Annotated in this window: 8 protein-coding genes; all 8 read right to left on the reverse strand. The window is 29.8% G+C overall.

The genetic code is table 11. The annotated features are described in order from the left end of the window. Position 1: 1 nt before the first annotated feature. The 8 genes from C3E90_RS02270 to fliQ are packed head-to-tail and all read right to left on the reverse strand — an operon-like array spanning position 2 to position 7,884. On the reverse strand, positions 2–1,051 hold the full coding sequence (locus C3E90_RS02270; protein ID WP_236913927.1) for a protein-glutamate methylesterase/protein-glutamine glutaminase: 1,050 nt from the start codon (positions 1,049–1,051) through the stop codon (positions 2–4). Beyond that, positions 1,052–1,717 (reverse strand): flagellar brake protein, encoded by a 666-nt coding sequence (locus C3E90_RS02275; RefSeq protein ID WP_236913928.1) that lies wholly within the window; start codon positions 1,715–1,717, stop codon positions 1,052–1,054. Between the two features lies 1 nt (position 1,718). Beyond that, positions 1,719–2,615, reverse strand: a complete 897-nt coding sequence (locus C3E90_RS02280; RefSeq protein WP_236913929.1) for a MinD/ParA family protein — start codon at positions 2,613–2,615, stop codon at positions 1,719–1,721. Position 2,616: 1 nt separating this feature from the next. Beyond that, the gene (locus tag C3E90_RS02285; protein WP_236913930.1) at positions 2,617–3,693 is read right to left on the reverse strand and encodes a flagellar biosynthesis protein FlhF; all 1,077 of its coding nucleotides are present in this window, start codon (positions 3,691–3,693) and stop codon (positions 2,617–2,619) included. Next, complete coding sequence (gene flhA, locus C3E90_RS02290) at positions 3,693–5,717, reverse strand: flagellar biosynthesis protein FlhA (RefSeq protein ID WP_236913931.1); 2,025 nt, start codon at positions 5,715–5,717, stop codon at positions 3,693–3,695. Before flhA ends, C3E90_RS02285 begins: the two co-directional genes overlap by 1 nt. Positions 5,718–5,728: 11 nt before the next feature. Continuing rightward, entirely contained in the window at positions 5,729–6,817 is a 1,089-nt protein-coding gene (gene flhB / locus C3E90_RS02295) for a flagellar biosynthesis protein FlhB (protein ID WP_236913932.1), read from the reverse strand. A gap of 4 nt (positions 6,818–6,821) precedes the next feature. Then, positions 6,822–7,601, reverse strand: coding sequence for a flagellar biosynthetic protein FliR (gene fliR / locus C3E90_RS02300; protein WP_236913933.1), 780 nt, complete (start codon positions 7,599–7,601; stop codon positions 6,822–6,824). Between the two features lie 13 nt (positions 7,602–7,614). Further along, a complete protein-coding gene (gene fliQ / locus C3E90_RS02305) occupies positions 7,615–7,884 on the reverse strand; it encodes a flagellar biosynthesis protein FliQ (RefSeq protein WP_236913934.1) in 270 nt (89 codons plus the stop codon). Between the last annotated feature and the right edge of the window lie 100 nt (positions 7,885–7,984).

Consider the following 7,984-nt stretch of genomic DNA (forward strand, 5'->3'; position numbering starts at 1 on the left):
ATTACACCCCCACCACACTCATTATTTCATGAGCTATACTGTTTAAAGGAACTATCTTATCAATATATCTTGTATCTATTGCAGCTTTAGGCATTCCAAAGATTATAGATGAATCTTTATCTTGAGCTATTGTAAAACCCTTAGATTTTTTTATTTGAACAATTCCATTAGCTCCATCAGAGCCCATACCAGTCATTACAATTCCTACCTTCTTCAAATCACCTAGTTTTGCAACAGACTCCATTAATATATCTACGGACGGTCTTAATCCTTTTATAGCTGGTTCTTTGTTCAATTGAATGATATAATCCGAGTTATCTTCCACCACTTCCATATGATAATCTCCAGGAGCGATATAACAATAACCTCTTTTTAATCTATCTCCTTCCTCACCTTCTTTAACTTCAATCTTCGATAGATTGTTCAACCTATCTGCTAATGATTTGGTGAATTTTGGTGGCATATGCTGAACAACAACAATAGAAGCATTAATATCTGCTGGCAAAAGAGGTAGTACTTCTTGTAATGCTCTAGGTCCTCCCGTTGATGTGCCTAATGCAATTATATAATCGAAATTTTTCTTATTAGCTCTCATTATTGTGGAAGATTTAGCTATAGGTTTAAAGATAGAGTTCTTAATATAATCAATATTGGTTTTAAATTTTGCAGCTATTTTTATTTTATTTATTATCTCCTGTTTTTTGATTTTATCACTTAAACTAAAGATATTATGAGGTTTTGGTATAAAATCTATAGCTCCTTTTTCCAAGGCTTCTAATGTTAAAACAGCACCCTCTTTGGTTAAATTGCTGATTATGATTACAGGTATATTATAGGATTTAATAATATTATCTAAAGTGGCAATACCACCCATTATAGGCATTTCAATGTCAAGAGTAATAATATCTGGTTTCAATAAGGGAATTTTGTCTAAGGCCTCTTTTCCATTATTAGCATGTCCAACTACATAAATCATATCGTCTTCATTAAATATATCTGTTAAAATTCTACGTATAAATGGTGAATCATCTACTATAAGTACTTTTATCAATTAGATCAATCCTTTTTCTCTTAACAATCGTTGTTTTAAAAAAATAAATTGAATTATTTTATCCCTATCTCTATCCTTTAATTTAATAAATTTTATTCCCAAGGCATAAACATATTCAAAGGTATCAACTTTTTCTATCCTCACCACTTTACCTTTTGAAATTATCGCATGGTTGTCTATGTTGAATTTACATAATATTATGTCTCCAACTTCATGTTTATAGTTGGAATATAACCTTAACCCACCACCGCTTATATCCTTTGTTCTACACCTTTCAGTAATAGTCCTTTTCTCATTACCCTTTTTAAAGACAAATTCTTTAATCACTGGAATATCTATGTCAAATCTATAATATTCTCTTAATTGATATCTTTTAGTATCTGAAATTTTTTTTATTTGAAGTTTATAGACCTTTTCCAATTCCCTTCTCAATAATTTAGCATTAAAATAATATTTTCCTTTATTTTCTACAATGTAGCTAACCCCTATAATCTCATCCTTTCGCATTAAAACTATTTGGTTTTTATAAATAGGGCCACTGACGATATAATTTTTTTCATCAATGATATCCAATATTTGACTAGGATAAGGTCTTTTGTCCCTTGAAGATATTTTAATGAGTTCAATTCTATCACCAATACTAAAATGTTCATTCCCTTTTATCATATTAGCTACCACCTCTTCTTCCAAGAAGTAAGTTCTTTAACTTTTGAGTAAAACTTATATTTTTTTCAATATCATCATTGTTATAAGAATCTATAAACTGTAATGCCATAATATTAATCCTTTTAGATAAGGTTGACTTAGGGCTATAAATGAGAAATGGTGTCTGATTTTGTACTGCTTTACTTACAATATTATTCTTTTCTAAATACCCTAAAAAATGAAGTTGAATTTTCAAAAAACTATTAGAAGCTTTGTTTAATTTATAAAAAGTATCCATAGCTTCCTTCCTGTTATTTACAATGTTTGTAACTATATTAAGTTTACCTCTATATCCATTATTTGTCAAAGATTTTATCATGGTATAGCCATCCATTATAGAAGTAGGATCAGGTGTAGTTATTAGTATAACTTCATCTGCTGCCATAACAAAATTTAAAACCCTATTGGATATTCCAGCACCTGTATCTATGATGATATAGTCTTCTAACAGTTCCAACCTCTCTATCTCCACCAATAATTTTTCTATATTTTCATCATTCATGATTGATAATTCATCTAAACCCGTTCCTCCAGATATAATCTTAACACCTTCAGGACCATTACTAACAATTTCATAAATATCTTTATCACTAGTCATTAAATCAGCAATAGTATATTTCATATTTGTTCCAGTTAATATTTCTATATTGGCTAATCCCAAATCTGCATCTAAAACTAATACCTTATATCCTAATCGTTTTAAGGAAATAGCTAAATTAATTGCAAAATTAGTTTTTCCAACACCTCCTTTGCCGCTAGTTATAGCCAATACTTTGGCCTTGTTTTTAAGAGAAGAAGTAATTCTATCATCAACCTTCCCCTTCATTAATTCTCTAAGTTTTTCAGCTTGATCCTTCATGCTAAATCTCCCCTATCAAACATCTAACTACTTTTTCCCTATCTAAAATTTCTATATCATCTGGTACATTTTGTCCAGTGGTTATATAGGAAACAGGATTTTCAGTTAAATACTTTACATTTAAAATATTACCTAATCCTTCACTTTCATCAATCTTGGTAAAAATAATTTTATAATCCTTGATAAAGCTATAATGATCTATAATGGATTTTAAAGTATTATATTCAGTAGTTCCACTTAAAACTAGAAATACTTCTTTATTGTTAATAGAGTTCATAATTTTGAAAATTTCATCATTTTCATCTATATCCCTATGGTTCTTACCTGCAGTATCAACAAAAATTATATCCTTATCTTTGAAAGTCACCAAGGATTTATACATATCCTCTTCATCATAAATAATCTCTAATGGTAATTGCAATATATCACTATAAGCTTTCAACTGGTCAATTGCAGCAATTCTATAAGTATCAGAGGTAATTAGGCCAATATCATACTTTCCTTTCATAACTAACTGAGCTGCAATCTTTGCTAATGTAGTTGTTTTCCCAACTCCTGTTGGGCCAACAAAAAATATTATGTTTTGAAAAGGATTCTCTAAACTTAAAGGTTTTACCTGACCAATATATTCCATAAGGGTCTGCTTTATTATATTTTTAATTGTCCAATTGTCCTTATTTTCAAAGTTTATTTGCTCATTTAACTTTTTTAAAATGGAAGTTGCTGTAATATATTCTACTCCATTTGTTATTAATTTCATTCTATATTTGTCAAGTTCTGTTGAAAGTTCTAAATCCTTTTCCTTAACATCGCTTGAAATTTGTTCAACCATATTCCTTAAAATGGCCAATTCGTTGTTTATTTTATTAAGCTTGTCCTCCTGAGTATTTATAGAAGGCAATAAATCTTTCTTTTCACAGGCTGCAGTAATCTCTATTAAAGGTTTCTTAAAAAGACCAAAAAGGCCTTTCTGTCTAATAGTTCTAGTATTTAAAACTATTGCCTCAGATCCAAGCTCCCTCTTTAACTTAGTCATAGCTTCAAAGGTAGTATAACCAGTATATTTTTTTACTTTCATTACATATTCACCATCCCAACAGATTGAACTTCTACTGATGGTTCTATTTCATTATAAGACAAAACAATTAAATCCCTAGTTAATTGTTCTGTTAAACGTTTAAAATAAAATCTTACTATTGGAGCAGTTAATATAATAGGCTGTTGCCCAATAGAAGTTAGCTTCTGTACTGATTTTAAAGTATTGTTAAGTATTCTTTGAGCTATATTTGGTTCTAAGGATAGGTAAGAACCAGTTTCAGTTTTATTAATGGAATTCATAATCACTTCTTCAACTTCACTATCCAAAGTAATAACATTCAAAGCACTATTTTCAACATACTTATTAGTAATATATCCTGCCAATCTTTGTCTAACATATTCTGTCAACAAATCCGTATCCCTTGTAACATTCCCATAGTCCGCTAAAGTTTCCAAAATAGTCACCATATCTCTAATGCTTATCTGCTCTTTAAGCAGATTAGATAATACTTTTTGAACTTCCCCAATAGTCAACACTTTAGGTACTACTTCTTCAACAACGGCAGGATATTCCTCTTTTACATTATCTATCAATAATTTTACATCTTGTCTACCAATTAACTCATAAGCTCTTTCTTTAATAACTTCCGTTAAGTGAGTAGCTATTACAGATGGAGGATCTACTACCGTAAAACCAAATATTTCAGCCTTTTCTCTTTCCCTTTCGGTAATCCATTTAGCAGGTAGACCAAAAGCAGGCTCAATGGTTTCAATACCTTCTATTTCTCCTTCCCCTGTACCAGGATCCATTGCTAAATAGTGGTCAAAATAAACTTCTCCCTTTGCTACTTGAACTCCTTTAATTTTTATTATATATTCATTGGGATTTAATTGAATATTATCTCTTAGTCTAACAATTGGAACTATTAAACCTAATTCCATAGCGATTTGTCTTCGTATCATAACAATTCTATCTAGCAAATCTCCACCTTGATTTACATCTGCTAATGGTATTAAACCATAGCCAAATTCTAATTCAATATCATCTACTTTCAATAAACCAAGTACGCTTTCTGGCTTTCTTAATTCCTCTGCTTCTGATATTTCTTCTATTGGTTCCTCAATTTCTTCCTTAACACCTTTTCCCATAGAATATCCTAAGAAAATAAGAGTAAATCCAAGTATTAAATAGGTAAAGGTGGGCAAAGTAGTAAATATACCTAATAGGGCTACTACTCCTCCTATTACATATAATAATTTTGAATTATTCCTGAACAACTGTTGAATTAAATCTTGTCCTAAATTTGATTCTGAAGCAGCTCTAGTAACAACTAAACCAGTAGCTGTTGAAATCAATAAGGCAGGTATTTGACTAACCAATCCATCTCCGACAGTTAATAGAGTATATGTTTGCATAGCTTCATTAATAGGCATCCCTGACATTACACCAATTACCAGGCCTGCAACAATATTAATAATGGTAATTATTATGCCTGCAATAGCATCTCCTTTGACAAATTTAGTAGCTCCATCCATTGCGCCATAAAAATCCGCATACCTTTGAATATCTTTTCTCCTTTTTCTAGCCTCCTCTTCCGTAATCAACCCTGAATTTAAATCTGCATCAATAGCCATTTGTTTCCCGGGCATTGCATCTAGAGTAAACCTTGCAGAAACTTCAGCTACTCTTTCTGCTCCTTTAGTAATTACAATGAACTGAATTATTACAATAATAAGAAATATAATAAAACCCACTACTGGATTGTTTCGTATTACAAACTTTCCAAAGGTTTCAACTACTTTACCCGCATCAGCATCGGTTAATATCCCCCTAGTAGTGGATATATTCAACGCTAACCGATAAAGAGTAGCAATTAGAAGTAAAGATGGAAATATAGAAATTTCTAGTACATTTTTTGAATACATTGAAATCAATAAAATAAGCAAAGAAAAAGCTATATTGATACTTAATAAAACGCTTAACAGCCCGTTTGGTATAGGTATTATTATTATTAAAACAATTCCAATAATACCTAGAGCAACAATGACATCCCCAAATTTCATTATCTTTCCTCCTAATAATTATCCTTTAAACTATATACATATGCTAATACTTCAGCCACTGCTTCATATAACTCTTCTGGTATGAAACTTCCAATTTCAACTGTATCATATAAAGTCCTTGCTAATGGCTTGTTTTCAATCAATGGTATAGAGTGTTCTTTTCCTATTTTTTTAATATTCTCAGCAACAATATTAACACCCTTGGCCAATACATAAGGGGCTTGATACAAATCCTTATCATATTTTATAGCAATAGCTATATGAGTAGGGTTTGTAATAATTACATCAGCTTTTGGCACATCTTGAATCATTCTAGACATTGCAATTCGTCTTTGTTTTTCTCTTATCTTCGATTTAATTAAAGGATCTCCTTCCGTTTGTTTATATTCTTCTTTTATTTCCTGTTTTGTCATCATTAGATTTTTTTCATGTTCTCTCCATTGAAATAGATAGTCTAAGAAGGATAGAAATATTAAAACTCCAATAATTCTCATAGAAAAACTAAAGACCAATCCAGAGAGTTCTTTTAGAAGAATAGATATTTCAAACTTTTGAAGGTTCATTATCTGAATCATATTTTTTTTAACAAAAGAATAAGAAGCATAACCAATTAATAGTATTTTTAAAATTGATTTTATCAATTCCATCAAAGCCCTTTTAGAGAATAACCTTTTTAATCCCTCTATAGGATTAATCCTATTTAATTTAATCTGTAATGGTTTAGTGGTAAATATAAATCCTACCTGTAAATAATTAATAATAAGGGCTGCCAAAAAAGAAATAAATATTATAGGTGCTACTAATCCTAAAAATGCAGAAAGTATCTTTACAAAATTAGTCATCAAGTTGTTCTCATAAAAAAGTTCATCTACATTTTCAATAGTTTTATAGATATTTGTCATAAATTTTATTAGATAATTTAATATATATTTGCCAAAAACCTTAATTCCTAAAAAAGTAGCAAACAATATGAAAGTAGAAGTAACCTCCTTACTTTGTAATACTTGTCCCTCTTCCCTTACATCTTTTCGCTTCTTAGGAGTTGGTTTTTCTGTTTTTTCCGCTTCTGCAAACAGTTGTAAATCAATTTTTAATTCCATAATATCAACCTTTTACAAAGGATTTTAAAAAAATATAAATTTCATCCATGGTGCTATCAAAAACACCAGTTGCCATAGCGTAAAACGTGGGTATAGATATGCTCAATATTATCAATCCAATTATAATCTTTAAAGGTAATCCTACTACAAAAACATTCATCTGTGGAATAGTTCTAGCAAGAATACCTAATAATAAATCTGTCAAAAATATGGTAGCAACAATTGGTGCGCTTAATTTAATACCCGTAACAAAAGATTTAGAAATAATGTCAATTAATAGAAAACCAGTATCTAATTTAAAATCAAATTTACCAATAGGAATAAATTCATAACTATATATTAAGGCATTTATAATGGTATGATGGCCATTGAAAGTTAGTAAAAGTAAAAAAGCTAATATGTAATAAAAATTCCCCATCACAGGAACCTGTACTCTATGCTGAGGATCAATAACATTTACCATACCAAAACCAATTTTTATATCAATAATTTGTCCCATAACATAGAAGGTAGAAAAAAAAGCATAACTTATAAATCCAATTATAAGGCCTACCATTAATTCTTTTATTACTAATATTACAAAAGTAGTCTCTAGAATTGGAGAATTAATATCTAAAAACCACGTTAATAGTGTCGATAGGATGAATGAAAAACCCACTTTTAATATATTAGGTACATTTTGGGAACTAAAAAAAGGTGAAACAATGAATATTCCAGAAGTTCTAACTAAAACTAATAAAAATATTTCGTATTGATTAAATAACAATTCAAAAACATTTCCCATTTTCAACACCTATCTATTGTATAAATAAATTAATATTGGTAAGCAAATTGGTAGTAAATTGAGTGATTACTTTTAATATCCAAGGCCCAAATATTACCAAAGATAGAAGCACAGCAACAATCTTGGGTACAAAAGCCAATGTTGCTTCCTGAATTTGTGTTACAGCTTGTATTATACTCACTATTAAACCAACAATTAAACTAAATATTAACATTGGCGCTGATACCATTAAAATAGTCCTTATAGCCTCCTGAGCTAGTTTTAATACATCTCCTTGATTCATTTAATCACTCCTTGTATAATTATGATATAGTCACTATGACTACTCATCTTTCATTTATAACTTTCTTATCCGATAATAGAAGAAGGTATTCTCCCTTCAT

The sequence above is a fragment of the Clostridium sp. Cult2 genome (assembly GCF_021655075.1).
GTDB lineage: Bacteria > Bacillota > Clostridia > Tissierellales > Tepidimicrobiaceae > Schnuerera.

What these genes read in the sequence shown, in the direction of transcription:
- C3E90_RS02280 (WP_236913929.1), bottom strand. Translation starts at nt 2,615, where the DNA reads ATGAAGGATCAAGCTGAAAAACTTAGAGAATTAATGAAGGGGAAGGTT.
- C3E90_RS02275 (WP_236913928.1), bottom strand. Translation starts at nt 1,717, where the DNA reads ATGATAAAAGGGAATGAACATTTTAGTATTGGTGATAGAATTGAACTC.
- fliQ (WP_236913934.1), bottom strand. Translation starts at nt 7,884, where the DNA reads ATGAATCAAGGAGATGTATTAAAACTAGCTCAGGAGGCTATAAGGACT.
- flhB (WP_236913932.1), bottom strand. Translation starts at nt 6,817, where the DNA reads ATGGAATTAAAAATTGATTTACAACTGTTTGCAGAAGCGGAAAAAACA.
- fliR (WP_236913933.1), bottom strand. Translation starts at nt 7,601, where the DNA reads ATGGGAAATGTTTTTGAATTGTTATTTAATCAATACGAAATATTTTTA.
- C3E90_RS02285 (WP_236913930.1), bottom strand. Translation starts at nt 3,693, where the DNA reads ATGAAAGTAAAAAAATATACTGGTTATACTACCTTTGAAGCTATGACT.
- flhA (WP_236913931.1), bottom strand. Translation starts at nt 5,717, where the DNA reads ATGAAATTTGGGGATGTCATTGTTGCTCTAGGTATTATTGGAATTGTT.